The following is a 13,653-nucleotide window of genomic DNA, read 5'->3' on the forward strand; positions in this document are numbered from 1 at the left end:
TAAAGGGGGAATAAAAAATGCGCTGGATTCTTAATTTAAAAATTGGTACAAAACTGATTGTGAGCTTCATGATTGTGGCTCTAATTACCGGTGTTGTTGGTCTCGTCGGTATTATGAATATGCAGACGCTGCAAAATTCAAACAAACTTCTCTACGAAAAAATGACCTTACCAATTGCCGAGGTTGGTCAAATTTCCACATCCTACCAAAGGATGCGGGTGATCGTCCGGGACATGATCATCGAAAACAGTCCCGAGCTGATTCAGTCCAATGCTGACAAGGTTATTATCCGTAATGGCGAAATTGACGAGGCCGCCGCTGCTTTTGCAGAAACCATCGTCGACCCCGAAATGCAGGCCGTCTTTGATAAATTTGTAGAGGCCCGAAAAGTTTTAGCTCAGGAATTTGAGAAGGTCAAAGAACTGGCTATCCAGAATCGGGATGCTGAAGCCTTTGCCCTGCTTGCCGATACCGGTTCTTATGAAATTGCCGCATCTGCACAAATGGATTTAATTAATGAACTGGTACCGTTAAAGCTGGAAGAAGCCCAGCGAACTGAAGAAATGGATAATGCCACAGCCGATGCCGCCATGACTACCATGATAATCGTCACTCTTGTGGCCTTTGCGGTAGCGATTGCCTTTGGTTTAATCCTTCGTTCGATGATCAGCAAGCCCCTGCAACAGGCTAATCATATGATCAAAGAAATGAGTCTGGGACATTTCACAATACGCCTGAACATGAAACGAAAAGATGAAATCGGCGAAATGGCCGAATCCATGGATACCTTCTCCGATGACATTCAAACCGTTGTCATTGGCACCATGAACCAGATTTCCAATGGTGATGTCAGTACGGATGTAGAACCAAAGGATGCCCAGGATGAACTTTCACCAGCACTTAAACTGACCATTGAAACCATCCGTAATCTAATCAGTGAAGCCACTATGCTATCAAATGCAGCTGTCGCTGGACAATGGGAAACCCGTGGCGATGCCGATGCATTTAATGGCGGTTTTAAAGAAATAGTGGAAGGTGTTAACGCTACTCTCGATACCGTTGTCGATAAAATGGTCTGGTATGAAGCAATTGTTGATGCTATTCCATTCCCGCTTCATGTTACCGATAATGATATGAAATGGACCTTTATGAACAAGCCGTTCGAGGAGTTGATGATTGCTAATAATGTAATTAAAGATCGTACTTCCGCCTGTGGTATGGACTGCTACAATGCCAATGCCGATATCTGCCGCACCGAAGGCTGTGGCATTCGACGACTGGTTGACCAGGGCTTGAATGACAGCTATTTCGAATGGGTCGGACGGAGTAATAAACAGGATACCGCCTATCTCAAAAACAAGAAAGGTGAAAATATTGGCTTCGTCGAAATCGTCACCGATTTAACTCCGATTATTCGGGTTAGTGACTATACCAAAACAGAGGTGTCACGATTGGGCAACAATCTGATCCGTCTATCAGCAGGCGATCTGAACTTCGATCTGAATGTTGGTGAGCCCGATGAATATACCACTGAAGTCAGTGCACAGTTCCATGAGATTGGTAATACTCTGGGCGAGGTAAAAAATTCAGTGGACAACCTGATCAGCGATGCCACCATGCTGGCCGAGGCTGGTATTGCCGGCCGCTTGAATACCCGGGCTGATGCCAGCCGACATCAAGGCGATTTTGCCCGGATTGTCGACGGCGTCAACGCCACTCTGGATGCCGTTGTGGAACCGGTTCAGGAAGCATCGACGACCTTAAAGGAACTGGCCCAGGGCAACCTGAATACCGGTATGGTTGGTCACTATAATGGTGATTACTCTTTAATTAAAGACAACATGAATCAAACCATTGCTTTCCTGAAACGGTATGTAGATGAAATTACGATAACACTGGAAGAAATTGGTCGTGGCAATCTGGATCAACAGATTACCACTGAGTATCTGGGTGATTTCCAAGCCATTAAAACAGCTCTAAATGAGATCACCAGCACCCTCAGCAACACCATGACCGAAATCAACGTGGCTGCCGGCCAGGTTGACATGGGGGCCAAACAGATATCTGATGGTGGACAGGCCTTATCTCAAGGTACCACCGAACAGGCCAGTTCCATTCAACAACTGACGGCCTCGATTGAAGAGGTCGCTGGCGAAACCAAGCGAAATGCCATGAATGCCAATGAAGCCAATGAACTGGCTGTCAATGTCCGAGCCAATGCCGAAAAAGGAAATAGTCAGATGGCTACCATGATCGGAGCGATGGGTGACATCAATGATTCCTCAAACAATATTTCGAAGATTATCAAGGTAATTGATGACATTGCTTTCCAGACCAATATTCTGGCTCTGAATGCGGCAGTGGAAGCGGCCCGTGCTGGTCAGCATGGTAAAGGGTTTGCTGTCGTCGCTGAAGAAGTTAGAACCTTGGCCGCCCGAAGTGCTGAAGCCGCCAAAGAGACAACGGGCTTAATTGAAGGTTCGATCGATAAGGTCAGCGTCGGAACAAAAATTGCCGACGACACTGCCGAAAGCCTGAAAGAGATTCTCAGCCAAATTGACAAAGTTGCAGGCTTGGTTGGCACCATTGCCCGGGCCTCCAATGATCAAGCCTCAGAAATCGCCCAAATTACTCAAGGCATTGAACAGGTTTCACAGGTTGTGCAAACCAATTCCGCCACCGCCGAAGAAAGTGCCGCTGCCAGTGAAGAGCTTTCTGGTCAAGCTGAGATGCTAAAACATATGGTCGAAGCGTTTAAATTAAAAACCACGAGTGATTCCAGCAAAACTGCACGATCAGCTTCCAATTCCGCGGTAAAACCGGTTATCACTCCGGCGTCAGAACCAAGCATCATTCTTGATGATATGGATATGGATAAGTATTAACAGTTGTCACCTCACCATTTCGAGGCCTGGTTTATCCAAACCAGGCCTCATTTTCATCCGGGAAATCTGTTCTTGATTCAATACCGGCGACTCTAATTTTTTAGAATGTCCGATAAAACCATGTCGTTGACATGGTTTGTTTATCTTGATTATAATAAAAATGACTCCCCTCCTGATCATGACGCCAAGTTAAAGGAGTTTATATGAAAAAACTGATTGATAACCTTGTTCTTCTTTTTATTTTTACCGGTTTCTGGCTTATTTTAAATGAAAGTCTGGCTTTATCCCAGATTCTGGTGGGCCTGTTTTTTTCCTCAATCGCCCTATTTTTCACCAATCGTTATTTGCTGGAAAATGATTATCAGGGGTCTTATGGAATTAAGCCCGAGGTGCTTTTTCGTTACGCTATCTATTTATTTTTTCAGATTTACCGTTCCGGCTTTTTCGCAATTTTAAAAATCCTTAAGGGTGAGGATACTGTCAAGATCATTGAGTATGAAACCTGCATCCATAATGATCTGGGCATCTGTCTTTTGGCCAATGCCATTACCCTGACACCCGGCACAGTGACTCTTGGTAAAAATGGGCGATTGCTTCAAATTTTGGCTTTCGCCGATGAAAAGAGCCTTACTGATATTACCGAAGGAAAAAGCTGTTCCCCTTATGAAATGATATTAAGGAGTTTGGATCGATGACATTTTTAGAAACAGCCTTATTGATTATTGCCATCTATATTGTTCTGGTGCTTATCCGGGTTATTCTGGGGCCAACGATCTGGGACCGCCTGCTGGGACTAAATACTATTTCTGCAAAAATTATTATGTCAATCGTTATCCTGGCTCTAATTACGGATCAATCCTTTTTAATGGATGTGGCCCTGGTTTATGCACTTCTGGGGTTTATCGGTACGGTGCTGATTGCCCGATTCATTGAAAAGAAAGGAGACCTGTCATGATCGACTTACTAGCTAATCTGCTTATCACCGTTGCCCTTATTTTTATGGCACTGGGGGTCATTGGTCTGTTTCGTTTTAAAAATTTTTACTCCCGTATTCTTATTTCTGCCAAAATTGAAACGGTTGGTTTTTTAACGATCATGATCGGTCTCGTTATTTTGTCCGGATTCAGTTATGCTGCTCTGAAAATCATGTTAATTACCCTACTGGTAATGATCACCAATCCCCTTTCCACCCACGCCATCGCCCGATCAGCTTTTTTAAGTGGTAATACCATCAATCAGGATACCCGACTATGACAACAAATATCCTTCTGATCACTTTGGTTGTTCTGGCCATTATTGCTCTGAACACACAAAAATTACGGCGGGCGGTTGTCTATTTGGGGGTTTTTTCGCTCATCAGTTCTTTTCTTTATCTGCTTTATGGAGCCCCGGATGTGGCCATAGCCGAAGCCGTTATCGGTACGACCATCACGACCGTTTTATATCTGGTGGCACTCAAAAAATATCAGGTCTTCACTATTTATTTTTGTAGTGATCCAAATGATCCGAATAGACGCAACTTAACGAATAATTCCCCATTCATAAACAATCTTGAATCTTTTCTGATCAAACAAGAAATGGAACCTCAGATCATTTATTCTGAGAAACCCTTAAAGACCATTCTGACTCAGGATAAATTTGATCTGGCCATCTGTCAAACTAACCAGAAAACCTTGATTTATGGAAGTGTTGATGACTATCAGCTGGATGCCCTTGAAGATTATTTGTTGACAAACCATGGCGACCTGAACATTCATTTGATTCGCTATACCGAAGGAGACGATAATGAAGCGTAGAATTATAACCCTGATTTTTGCTACTACCCTTGCCGGTCTGGTTCTTTTTGTCAATCTTGATGCCCCACTGGTCGCCGCCCCAGAAATTGCCCGTTTTTATCTTGACCACTTCAACACCGATACCCATACCCAAAATGCAATAGCCGCAATTTATTTAAACTACCGGGTATTTGACAGTATCTTTGAAACCCTGATTTTGCTCGTCAGTGTATCCGCAGTTGTCAATTTATCCTGGAGGCGCAGCGATGACTGATAATTCTGAAATCATTACCCGGATGACCGGACTCTTATATCCCTTTATTTTATTATTTGGTTTTTACATTATTATAAATGGTCATGCCAGCCCCGGTGGGGGATTCCAGGGCGGGGCTGTACTGGCTGCAGTATTTATCACCCGGTATCTGGTCGATCCAAATCGGTGTATCCAACTCAAAACATTAAAAACCGCAGAAAAAATTCTTTTTGTCTGTATTATCCTTTACCCAACCTTTTTTTTGTTTTCTACCTCCGCCAGCCATACAGAACTAATGAATCTGATTTATCTTATCGCTATGAATTTTTTAATCGGTTTAAAAGTCTGCAGTGGTTTTACCATTATCTTTTTCCGATTTGTCTTTTATGAAGGAGGAATTTTATGATTGCGCTTAATGGTGAGACCATCAGTATTGTACTTTTTTTTGTGGGCGTTTACGGACTGATCGCCCGAAGAAACATCATCAAATCAATCATGTCCATCAGCATCATACAGGTGGCGATTATTTTATATTTTATTTGTACCAATGCAGTTCCTGGGAGCGTCCCGCCGATTGGTGATGTAGTCCAGACGCAACAGGTCGCCGACCCGCTTCCCCAGGCCTTGATGATTACGGATATTGTCATTGGCATCGGGGTGACAGCGGCGGGTTTAACACTATTTATTCATCTCTATCATCGCTTTGGATCAACCAACTGGCAAAAAGTTATGAAAAAAAGGAATCGCCATGATTAGTCTCCATTGGCTTATTTTATCACCGCTCATTATTGGCACTGCTGCAAAACTGATGCCCATTAAAACCGCCAAAAAAATCATGGTTCTCTTTCAGACCGCCTTATTGGCTGTTGTTACCATGATCTTTGTTGAGGTACGCCAAAATGGTCCGCTACTGGAAAACATCGGGAGCTGGCCAAATACCATCGGCATCACTCTAAGGGCAGATTTACTGGCCACTGCCTTAGTTTTTTTAAGCTGTTTTTTATTTCTGGCAATGATCATATTTGTTCACAATAAAAACTATGCCGACCACCTTTTCTTCTTTCTTTTTCTTGGCCTGGAGAGTCTGATTATAGGAATTTTCCTTTCCAATGACTTGTTTAACATTTTTGTTCTGATTGAAGCCGCCACTCTGATCATTACCATATTGATTATGTATAAGCAGTCAACTGTTGCTGTATACGATGGGATGATGTATTTTTTGATCAATGTGGTTGCTATGTCATTTTTTTTAATGGGTTTGGGAATGCTTTATAAAAAAATCGGCGTTCTTGATTTTTATGCTCTGGAAGCAGCACTCCGTCAGGTTAACAATCCCGCCAGCCTGATTCTGCCATATGCCTTTATGATCACCGCTGTTAGTTTAAAAGCTGCCTTGATGCCACTTTTCAGTTGGCTGCCCAAAGCTCATGGAACCCCCAGCGCCCCGTCAGTAGTTTCGGCTGTCCTGTCAGGCCTGTATGTTAAGACTGGCATTTACATTTTCCTCCGGTTACAGACCGCCTTTTCGCCCCTGATTGATACCTCTGAATTCTTTGTGATCCTCGGTTTTATCACCGCTATCGTCGGTTTTATACTGGCTTTAGCCCAAACTGATATTAAACTGCTATTGGCTTATTCAACAGTATCGCAGATTGGGGTTATTATGATCGGCATTAGTTTGAACAATCCGACTGCTTACTGGGGCGGCCTTTATCATCTGATGAATCACGCTATTTTTAAATCAACATTATTTCTCACAGCTGGGATGATCATCTCCGAGTACAAAACCCGAAAGATTAGCGAGATCCATGGTGTTTATTCACACATGCCCGCCGTCGGGGTAGCAACGATTTTATCAATTTTAGGGATCATTGGGGCGCCGCTGTTTAATGGCAGCATCTCTAAATTTTTGATCGCCGCTGGTGCCAGTGGTAGTTGGATCGAATCTGGTCTGATTCTGATCAATCTGGGAACCATAATCGTTTTTATGAAATATGGTCAGCTTCTGTTCGGCCATTCCGGCAAAAAAGAAGCAGCCAACTCCGATATTCTTGAGAAGGCCGTCGTATTAGCCCTAAGCATGCTGTGTTTTCTCGGCGGAATTTTTGGCAGTGACCTGATTGCCATCCTTTTTAAGATCAATTTGTCTATAAACCCGTTATCCGATGGTGAAAAAATGTTGCTTTTTGTGGGCTCAATTTTGCTGGGACTATTGATTTACCGCAGCTTATTCAAAAAAAGAAATCCGTTAGCTTTCATCCGTTCTTTTGAACTCGGTTTTAATGAAATCTGTCTTTCGATCACTTTATTTTTTGCCTTTATGGTCGTCTACTTAAAAATAACCCTTTAACGATATTTTGCAGTTTCAACCTGAATTTTAGCAACAATCTCATAACCCAGCGCCAGCTGACTCCCCAATAGCTCAATGGTCATGGGTCCCTGATGCTCGGTGGAAATGACTTTATGCACCGCACCGCGAATCAGCCCCATGCTGTAAAGCCTTTTTGACAGTTCTTCATCCAGACTTAACGCTTTCACAATAACCGTACTACCTATTCGACACATGGATAATGGCATATCTCTCTCCTCGTTTTTAATCGCTCGGATGATTCTCTTTCTGTCGGCTTACTTCGTTTAATGAGATCATCTAACAAAAACACAATTCGTCCATCCAGTAGCTGGGGTGATTCGTTAATGATTTCCTGAAATGCCAATTCATAGCTCAACGCTTCCCGGTAATTGCGCTTACTGGTCATGGCATCAAATACATCCGCCACGCCGACAATCCGCTGATACAGATGGATCTCATCCCCAATCAGATGCCTGGGATAGCCGCTCCCATCCAATCGCTCATGATGATTATGAACAATATCGATGCTCGCCTGGGGCAGCCATTTCTGACCGCTGAGTACCTGATACCCAATTTCTGAATGAGTTTTAATTACTTCAAATTCCTGATCACTAAGTTTGCAGGGTTTGTCCAGTATTTCCCGGGGAAGAAAAAGTTTGCCAATGTCGTGAAGCAAAGCGCCTGCCCCGATTTCGGTGATTTCCACTTCCCTTAATCCCAGCTCCTGCCCCAGACTCATAGCCACTAAGGCGGTTCGGATTGAGTGACCTGGCAGACAATTACTGGCACATTGAGGATTTCGGTATTTTTCCAGATCTATAAAAGATGTCAACTTTAGTTTGGCAATCATCCGCTTGAGAAAACTCCTGAAATTTTTGGTAAATAGTTCCTGTTTACCAGCCAAACGATAGCGCTGATCCACTTCGTTTAAATACCTGGAAAAAATATAAATATCTTGGGATGCTTTTTTTTCAGTCATCAAACTATCCTCTCCTCGTTTTGTCTCATTTAAATTGGGCGCTGGTAACCCGATTCTTGCCGTTTCTTTTTGAACAATATAAAGCTTCGTCGGCCTGATCCACCAGCATCGTCTGTTCTCCCCGGTTGAAGGCCACCGTAGAATGACAAACCCCGGCAGAAAGGGTTATCCGCATCGTCTGATGGTCAAATTCGAAAGGGTATTTCGCAACCGTTTTGCAAATGCGTTCGGCGATTCGCTGGCCAAAGGGTTGCCCCGTTCCCGGTAACACTATTGCAAACTCTTCCCCGCCATATCGTGTCCCAATATCTGAGCTGCGAAGCTGTTTTTTTATTATCTGAGAAACCTCCCGGATCACATAGTCTCCTGATAGATGGCCATAGACATCATTGACGGTCTTAAAATCATCAATATCCAAAAGAATCAGGGTAATTGATGCATGTTTTTCGGCAATCACTTCCAATGAGCTTGATGATTGGACAAGTCGGTCAAAAAATCGGTCGTCGCCCGGTACTCCAGTAATTGGTTTTTATATTCGATTTCTTCCATTGCATAGTGGTTTCGCTTGTAAACATCACTGATTAGCTGGTTCAATTCACCAACAAAAAAACTAAAACCCATCAGCAACACTCCCTGAATAAAAATGACACCTCCAGAAAAATAATTTGTCGAAATTCCCACCAACAGATAACCAAGCGACGCAAACAACCCATGTATGATACTTTTCGTACGATCATTCGACAGACTGGCCGTCAGGATAAATAGGCAAAGAATCGGCAGAACCAGGAAAAAAAGCTGTTCAGATAGATACTGCAGATGGAAATAAAAAGAACGTCCACAATACTTTGAAAATAACCACCTAACAAATTTTCCAGTTTCAGGATTTTCCCGATGGCAAGCAGGTAAAGTTCAAAACCAATAAAGATTCCATAAGTAATTAGCATGATCGTCATCATCCCTGTCATCTTCTGAGAAAAAAAATAATAAACCAGTACCAATAGCACCAATATGCAGTGTATACCCATATATATTTCAGTAAAGATCTGATCCTTTTTTGTATTCACCATTGTTAACTCCCGCATTTTTTATTAGTATAAACTAACATAAAGCCCAAAACAAAAAGTTAGTAATTGCTAACTTATTTTTTCAGTATATCACTGTGTTTTAATTTTATCAAGCTCTTTTATTGGTTATTGTACGTAAAACTGTTTAAACAATGATAATGCAGTTTCTATCAATCGCTCAGATTAAACGTATGATAGCCGCAAATCATAGCTTTTATTCTCTGGCAAAAGTCTGCTTATCTTTAACCATAAATCCTAAAGTTATTATAAACTATGGCGATATTAATAGTAAGAACGAATCAATACGATTCAAACCATCTCAGCTGAAAACCACATCGACCAACACGTCTCCCTTACAAAAAACTATTACTGGAAAACAGGAGGTTCATCAAATGAAGTGGATTCAAGACATTAAAACAAGCACCCGGCCATGGTTGGCATTCTTATCGGGCTTTGTGACCATCACTCCTGATGACCCCGATGAAACAGCAATTATTAACGATTACTTTGCGACTTACCTGCAAAACATTGCAGCGGACCAAATAAAATTGGTTTCTTGTGAAACAGAACAACTAAAACATGAAACCAATGAAGCGCCATCACAACACTCCGAAAAGTCATTGCGCACCTTGTCGCCCTTAAAACAGATCGGATAAAAAATGTCCTTTCAATATTGTAATCTGAAAGGACGTTTTTTAACTGTGCTATTTAAAATAAATGTTATTTTTGACCGAATTATGTCGATATAGTTTAGAGAAGCTCGTTACTATTATATTAAATAAGGAGGCTGTTATGAATACAAATGCAATTGATGCCAACAAGTCCTTGAATCAAGCGATTCAAACCAAAGGCGTTACTCAAAATGCTGATGTTAAAGTTGAACCCGAAGCTGCAGATAAGGTTCAGCCAGTTGTGCAAAAACTTGACTCCATTGAACTTGGCACAGCAACTTCACAAGACATCGGAACCTACACGGTCGACCGTAAAAAGATCAACGAAATCAAACAGGATTTCGCCCGTAACACGGAGTCGTTCAAAAAAATGGTTGAGACCATGATTGAAAAACAGGGCAAAAAAGTCAGTCAGGTTCTTAAAGATTTGGCAGAGGGAAAAGATGTTCAAATCACGATCGATTCTGAAACCCAGGCAGCAGCTCAGGAAGCGATTTCTGAAGACGGCTATTTTGGCGTCAACAAAACATCCGAACGAATTATTGATTTTGCTAAAGCCCTCTCCGGCGGTGATAAAAGCAAGATCGAAACCCTGAGAAACGCTTTTAAAGAAGGTTTTGAAAGTGCCAAAAAAGCCTTTGGTGGCGAACTCCCTGAGATCTCCCAGCAAACCTATGATAAGGTTATGCAGGGTTTTGATGATTGGGCCAAAGAAAAATAATATTGTAGCTGTAAAAATACTTTTATCCTGGAGCGATGCTCCTCTATCAACAAAAAGACAAGGAAAAATGCTTCCTTGTCTTTTCTTAGTCTTATCTTTTAAGTTTAAACCGTGATATCATTTCTTTTAGTAATTGCGATTGACCCGATAATTCTTCGCTAGCAGCGGCTGACTGCTCGGCTGTTGCGGTATTTCCCTGGACAACCTGGGAGACCTGATCAACCCCCAGTATACCGGTAACCACCAGAATCAGTGCATCAAAAAACGAGATCAAACTTAAGATCAGTCCCATATTTTTCCGGATTTATACTTGAAACGATTTTACCCTATTAATCCTGTCTTTACTCGGTTTCGTCTGAAAAGACATCACCATAGTCTGAGTTTTCACTGAGCACCTTTTCGGCATAGGAACAATAGGATACAATTTTTAGCTTGTTTTCCCGGGCGAACGCCACTGCCTTGGCCACAAGTCTGACTCCCAGTTCCTGACCTCTGAGGGCTTTGGTGACATAGACATGCTCAATAATCAAGCGTTGGCCTTCGAGATGATAACTTAATAAACCGACGGGTTCGTCTTCATTGACACCCATGTAAAACTTATTTTTCGCTTCATGAATGGTTTCCATTTAGTTCCTCCTTCTATCCTTAACTTTCAGCGACCACACGATTTCGCCCCAGACTCTTGGCCTGGTAGAGGGCCTGATCCGATCGGATTAGCAAGGCATCAATCGTTTCGTTTTTACGCAATTGGGATACTCCAAAGGAGCAGGTCTTATTTCCCACCTGTCTAAACACATGCGATTCAATCATTTCCCGAAGTTTTTCGGCCAGAACCATGGCCCCAGAAAGATCCGTATCGGTACAGATAATGATAAACTCTTCGCCACCCCATCGACCTAAAACATCGATTCTTCGGATTCCTTTGGCCAAAATCTCGGTGATCTCAGTTAATACTTGATCACCAACCTGATGACCAAATTGATCGTTTACTTTTTTAAAGAAATCAATATCCACCATAATAACCGATAAATCCTGTACCCTATCATCAGCCGCAGACTTTTGCTGCATTAGCACCTCATCAATCTTGCGACGATTATAAAGGCCGGTAAGCTGATCTTTAATGGCTAACTCTTTTAACTCTTCTTCCAACCGTTTACGCTCTGTTACATCTCGTTCCATATAAAGTACACCAATGGGATTGTTGTTATTATCCCGGAGAATATTCGCATTAACCTCACAATAAAAGTAACTACCGTCTTTTCGCACCATTAGATATTCAGCTGCTCCAGTTAAATTTCCCTTGATCATTTCGGTGACATAATAAATTGCCTTCTGATGATGGCTTTCATGAATAAATTCCAGAATATTTTTACCAACACATTCCGCCATGGAGTCAAGACCCCACATTGAATACGATTTTTCCGTTGCAAACTCCACGATCCCATCCATGGATGAAATCGCAATCCCATCTGGAGACGTCTCAATAATGGCTTTGAATTTTTCTTCGCTGGCTCTGAGGGCTTCTTCAATATATCGTCGTTCAATGATTTCATCCTGAAGCCGTCGATTGGTTTCGATGGTTCGGGCATGTGATTCTTTTTCTTCTGTAATGTCCCAATTCGTACCAATCATCCGCACAGCGTTTCCAACGTCGTCGTACTGCACCGTTGCTAAAGCACGAATAGTATGAATGGAACCATCCCGCCAGACCACCCGGAACTCAAAATGGTATTCTTCTTTATTTTGAATCGCCTGCTCTAACGCTGCGCTTAATTGTTCTAAATCATCCGGGTGAATCGCCTGTTGCCACATTTGTTCAGGGACACAATAGTTTTTTTCTGGTAGATCATAAAGCTCCAGCATTAAGTCATCAAAAAGCATTTGATTGGATAAAATGTCCCAATCCCAAATCCCAACCCGTCCAGCTCGAGTTGCCAGTGTAAGCCGGGTCGATGTCCGTTTTAGTTCTTCTTCAGCCTGCTTTTGCTCTGAAATATCTAGAAGGACGCCATTCCAAAGACTATCACCATTGTTCAACGGGGTTAACTCCGATTCGAACCGAATCCAACGGATCGCTCCCTCGATATAGCTACGCCCTTCCCAGCGAAAACTCTGACCACGCCTGGCAGCCCCTTTTTTTGCTGTTCTCAGCGACTTTCGATCCTCTGGATGAATGGCCCGGTCAACCGCATCGGTGTTTGCCAATACCTCAGCTACCGATAACCCGAGCATCTGGCAGAACTTTTCACTACAATATTCAAACCGGGTTTCGCCCGTACTTTTTCTGCGCATGGTATAGATCCCCACAGGAATCCGTTGTACCAGCTTATCATAGCGGGCGTTACTTTGGGCTAACGCCTGTTCCGCTTTTTTTGCATCGGTAACTGACCAGACATTTTCCATTAATAAGGTGATGTTCAATAAGTCACTTTCGACATAATCTGTCGCTTTATTGGCCAATCCCACCACCCCGACAATTTGCTGATTCTTAAAAACAGGAATTGTTAAAAAATTATTCAGTGGGACATGTCCTTTGGGATAACCTTTTTTGAGCGGATTTTTTTGCTGAAAATTGTTTATGACAATTGGACGTCGTTGGCGCACAGCTTCGCCCCAAATCCCGGTTTTATCCAACTGATAGATGGTCTCCATCTTTTCGAGATGACATGCTTCCATGACTTCTTCAGACCATGTATTTAAAATAAATTCTTCTCGGTCTTCATGATAATGATAGATGTATCCAACCTGACTGCCAGTGAGTTCGATGGCCTGGGTGAGTGCGTAATCCAAAAATTCCTGAATGGACTCCGAAGGATGTTTAAGAATATCGACCAATCGTCTTAATCGCTCTTCGCTGTCTTTATCGTCGCCGATGACTGTTATGGCGCTTCGTGTTTCTTTCTTATTCATAGTATCTTCCAGTCCTTTTGCAAAAATTCAACCCAGAAATGGCGT

The 13,653-nt window shown here is 42.5% G+C and carries 19 protein-coding genes; 11 read left to right on the forward strand and 8 right to left on the reverse strand.

The window, feature by feature from the left end:
* The first annotated feature begins 17 nt into the window (after positions 1-17).
* The 9 genes from Q7P33_RS06240 to Q7P33_RS06280 all read left to right on the forward strand — a co-directional run bounded on the left by Q7P33_RS06240 (position 18) and on the right by Q7P33_RS06280 (position 7,263).
* Positions 18-2,885, forward strand: a complete 2,868-nt coding sequence (locus tag Q7P33_RS06240; RefSeq protein WP_303868507.1) for a methyl-accepting chemotaxis protein — start codon at positions 18-20, stop codon at positions 2,883-2,885.
* 203 nt (positions 2,886-3,088) lie between these two features.
* Positions 3,089-3,580, forward strand: a complete 492-nt coding sequence (locus tag Q7P33_RS06245) for a Na+/H+ antiporter subunit E (protein ID WP_303868510.1) — start codon at positions 3,089-3,091, stop codon at positions 3,578-3,580.
* The gene (locus Q7P33_RS06250; RefSeq protein ID WP_303868512.1) at positions 3,577-3,840 is read left to right on the forward strand and encodes a monovalent cation/H+ antiporter complex subunit F; all 264 of its coding nucleotides are present in this window, start codon (positions 3,577-3,579) and stop codon (positions 3,838-3,840) included. Before Q7P33_RS06245 ends, Q7P33_RS06250 begins: the two co-directional genes overlap by 4 nt.
* On the forward strand, positions 3,837-4,139 hold the full coding sequence (mnhG, locus tag Q7P33_RS06255) for a monovalent cation/H(+) antiporter subunit G (protein WP_303868513.1): 303 nt from the start codon (positions 3,837-3,839) through the stop codon (positions 4,137-4,139). The genes Q7P33_RS06250 and mnhG overlap by 4 nt, the downstream gene beginning before the upstream one ends.
* Positions 4,136-4,681, forward strand: a complete 546-nt coding sequence (locus tag Q7P33_RS06260) for a DUF4040 domain-containing protein (RefSeq protein WP_303868515.1) — start codon at positions 4,136-4,138, stop codon at positions 4,679-4,681. Before mnhG ends, Q7P33_RS06260 begins: the two co-directional genes overlap by 4 nt.
* A complete protein-coding gene (locus Q7P33_RS06265) occupies positions 4,671-4,934 on the forward strand; it encodes a hypothetical protein (protein ID WP_303868517.1) in 264 nt (87 codons plus the stop codon). Before Q7P33_RS06260 ends, Q7P33_RS06265 begins: the two co-directional genes overlap by 11 nt.
* Positions 4,927-5,319, forward strand: coding sequence for an MnhB domain-containing protein (locus Q7P33_RS06270; RefSeq protein WP_303868520.1), 393 nt, complete (start codon positions 4,927-4,929; stop codon positions 5,317-5,319). The genes Q7P33_RS06265 and Q7P33_RS06270 overlap by 8 nt, the downstream gene beginning before the upstream one ends.
* The gene (locus Q7P33_RS06275) at positions 5,316-5,669 is read left to right on the forward strand and encodes a sodium:proton antiporter (protein WP_303868522.1); all 354 of its coding nucleotides are present in this window, start codon (positions 5,316-5,318) and stop codon (positions 5,667-5,669) included. Before Q7P33_RS06270 ends, Q7P33_RS06275 begins: the two co-directional genes overlap by 4 nt.
* Positions 5,662-7,263 carry a complex I subunit 5 family protein gene (locus Q7P33_RS06280; RefSeq protein WP_303868524.1) on the forward strand — a complete coding sequence of 534 codons (1,602 nt, stop codon included), beginning with the start codon at positions 5,662-5,664 and terminating at the stop codon, positions 7,261-7,263. Before Q7P33_RS06275 ends, Q7P33_RS06280 begins: the two co-directional genes overlap by 8 nt.
* Here the strand turns inward: Q7P33_RS06280 and Q7P33_RS06285 are convergent.
* From Q7P33_RS06285 to Q7P33_RS06305, 5 genes are all read right to left on the reverse strand, one after another.
* Positions 7,260-7,490, reverse strand: a complete 231-nt coding sequence (locus Q7P33_RS06285; protein WP_303868526.1) for a FeoA family protein — start codon at positions 7,488-7,490, stop codon at positions 7,260-7,262. The two genes, Q7P33_RS06280 and Q7P33_RS06285, sit on opposite strands and share 4 nt — an antisense overlap.
* Positions 7,466-8,242, reverse strand: a complete 777-nt coding sequence (locus Q7P33_RS06290) for an HD-GYP domain-containing protein (RefSeq protein WP_303868528.1) — start codon at positions 8,240-8,242, stop codon at positions 7,466-7,468. The genes Q7P33_RS06285 and Q7P33_RS06290 overlap by 25 nt, the downstream gene beginning before the upstream one ends.
* Positions 8,243-8,267: 25 nt before the next feature.
* Positions 8,268-8,705: a GGDEF domain-containing protein gene (locus tag Q7P33_RS06295; RefSeq protein ID WP_303868530.1), complete on the reverse strand. Its 438-nt coding sequence runs from the start codon at positions 8,703-8,705 to the stop codon at positions 8,268-8,270.
* Positions 8,696-8,863, reverse strand: a complete 168-nt coding sequence (locus Q7P33_RS06300; protein ID WP_303868532.1) for a hypothetical protein — start codon at positions 8,861-8,863, stop codon at positions 8,696-8,698. The genes Q7P33_RS06295 and Q7P33_RS06300 overlap by 10 nt, the downstream gene beginning before the upstream one ends.
* Before the next feature lie 131 nt (positions 8,864-8,994).
* On the reverse strand, positions 8,995-9,309 hold the full coding sequence (locus Q7P33_RS06305; RefSeq protein WP_303868534.1) for a hypothetical protein: 315 nt from the start codon (positions 9,307-9,309) through the stop codon (positions 8,995-8,997).
* A gap of 389 nt (positions 9,310-9,698) precedes the next feature.
* Between Q7P33_RS06305 and Q7P33_RS06310 the strand changes: the two genes are divergently transcribed.
* Positions 9,699-9,962 (forward strand): hypothetical protein, encoded by a 264-nt coding sequence (locus tag Q7P33_RS06310; RefSeq protein WP_303868536.1) that lies wholly within the window; start codon positions 9,699-9,701, stop codon positions 9,960-9,962.
* Between the two features lie 136 nt (positions 9,963-10,098).
* Entirely contained in the window at positions 10,099-10,698 is a 600-nt protein-coding gene (locus tag Q7P33_RS06315; protein WP_303868538.1) for a hypothetical protein, read from the forward strand.
* A gap of 91 nt (positions 10,699-10,789) precedes the next feature.
* Here the strand turns inward: Q7P33_RS06315 and Q7P33_RS06320 are convergent, their stop codons facing one another.
* From Q7P33_RS06320 to Q7P33_RS06330, 3 genes are read right to left on the reverse strand one after another with little or no spacing between them, the layout of a single operon-like run.
* On the reverse strand, positions 10,790-10,990 hold the full coding sequence (locus Q7P33_RS06320; protein ID WP_303868540.1) for a hypothetical protein: 201 nt from the start codon (positions 10,988-10,990) through the stop codon (positions 10,790-10,792).
* A 49-nt stretch (positions 10,991-11,039) separates the two neighbouring features.
* Positions 11,040-11,324 carry a GNAT family N-acetyltransferase gene (locus Q7P33_RS06325; RefSeq protein ID WP_303868542.1) on the reverse strand — a complete coding sequence of 95 codons (285 nt, stop codon included), beginning with the start codon at positions 11,322-11,324 and terminating at the stop codon, positions 11,040-11,042.
* Positions 11,325-11,343: 19 nt separating this feature from the next.
* A complete protein-coding gene (locus Q7P33_RS06330) occupies positions 11,344-13,608 on the reverse strand; it encodes a diguanylate cyclase (protein ID WP_303868544.1) in 2,265 nt (754 codons plus the stop codon).
* Positions 13,609-13,653: the final 45 nt, after the last annotated feature.

The sequence above is a fragment of the Acetobacterium wieringae genome (assembly GCF_026646375.1).
GTDB lineage: Bacteria > Bacillota > Clostridia > Eubacteriales > Eubacteriaceae > Acetobacterium > Acetobacterium wieringae_A.

What these genes read in the sequence shown, in the direction of transcription:
- Q7P33_RS06240 (WP_303868507.1), top strand. Translation starts at nt 18, where the DNA reads ATGCGCTGGATTCTTAATTTAAAAATTGGTACAAAACTGATTGTGAGC.
- Q7P33_RS06245 (WP_303868510.1), top strand. Translation starts at nt 3,089, where the DNA reads ATGAAAAAACTGATTGATAACCTTGTTCTTCTTTTTATTTTTACCGGT.
- Q7P33_RS06250 (WP_303868512.1), top strand. Translation starts at nt 3,577, where the DNA reads ATGACATTTTTAGAAACAGCCTTATTGATTATTGCCATCTATATTGTT.
- mnhG (WP_303868513.1), top strand. Translation starts at nt 3,837, where the DNA reads ATGATCGACTTACTAGCTAATCTGCTTATCACCGTTGCCCTTATTTTT.
- Q7P33_RS06260 (WP_303868515.1), top strand. Translation starts at nt 4,136, where the DNA reads ATGACAACAAATATCCTTCTGATCACTTTGGTTGTTCTGGCCATTATT.
- Q7P33_RS06265 (WP_303868517.1), top strand. Translation starts at nt 4,671, where the DNA reads ATGAAGCGTAGAATTATAACCCTGATTTTTGCTACTACCCTTGCCGGT.
- Q7P33_RS06270 (WP_303868520.1), top strand. Translation starts at nt 4,927, where the DNA reads ATGACTGATAATTCTGAAATCATTACCCGGATGACCGGACTCTTATAT.
- Q7P33_RS06275 (WP_303868522.1), top strand. Translation starts at nt 5,316, where the DNA reads ATGATTGCGCTTAATGGTGAGACCATCAGTATTGTACTTTTTTTTGTG.
- Q7P33_RS06280 (WP_303868524.1), top strand. Translation starts at nt 5,662, where the DNA reads ATGATTAGTCTCCATTGGCTTATTTTATCACCGCTCATTATTGGCACT.
- Q7P33_RS06285 (WP_303868526.1), bottom strand. Translation starts at nt 7,490, where the DNA reads ATGCCATTATCCATGTGTCGAATAGGTAGTACGGTTATTGTGAAAGCG.
- Q7P33_RS06290 (WP_303868528.1), bottom strand. Translation starts at nt 8,242, where the DNA reads ATGACTGAAAAAAAAGCATCCCAAGATATTTATATTTTTTCCAGGTAT.
- Q7P33_RS06300 (WP_303868532.1), bottom strand. Translation starts at nt 8,863, where the DNA reads ATGGGTTTTAGTTTTTTTGTTGGTGAATTGAACCAGCTAATCAGTGAT.
- Q7P33_RS06305 (WP_303868534.1), bottom strand. Translation starts at nt 9,309, where the DNA reads ATGGTGAATACAAAAAAGGATCAGATCTTTACTGAAATATATATGGGT.
- Q7P33_RS06310 (WP_303868536.1), top strand. Translation starts at nt 9,699, where the DNA reads ATGAAGTGGATTCAAGACATTAAAACAAGCACCCGGCCATGGTTGGCA.
- Q7P33_RS06315 (WP_303868538.1), top strand. Translation starts at nt 10,099, where the DNA reads ATGAATACAAATGCAATTGATGCCAACAAGTCCTTGAATCAAGCGATT.
- Q7P33_RS06320 (WP_303868540.1), bottom strand. Translation starts at nt 10,990, where the DNA reads ATGGGACTGATCTTAAGTTTGATCTCGTTTTTTGATGCACTGATTCTG.
- Q7P33_RS06325 (WP_303868542.1), bottom strand. Translation starts at nt 11,324, where the DNA reads ATGGAAACCATTCATGAAGCGAAAAATAAGTTTTACATGGGTGTCAAT.
- Q7P33_RS06330 (WP_303868544.1), bottom strand. Translation starts at nt 13,608, where the DNA reads ATGAATAAGAAAGAAACACGAAGCGCCATAACAGTCATCGGCGACGAT.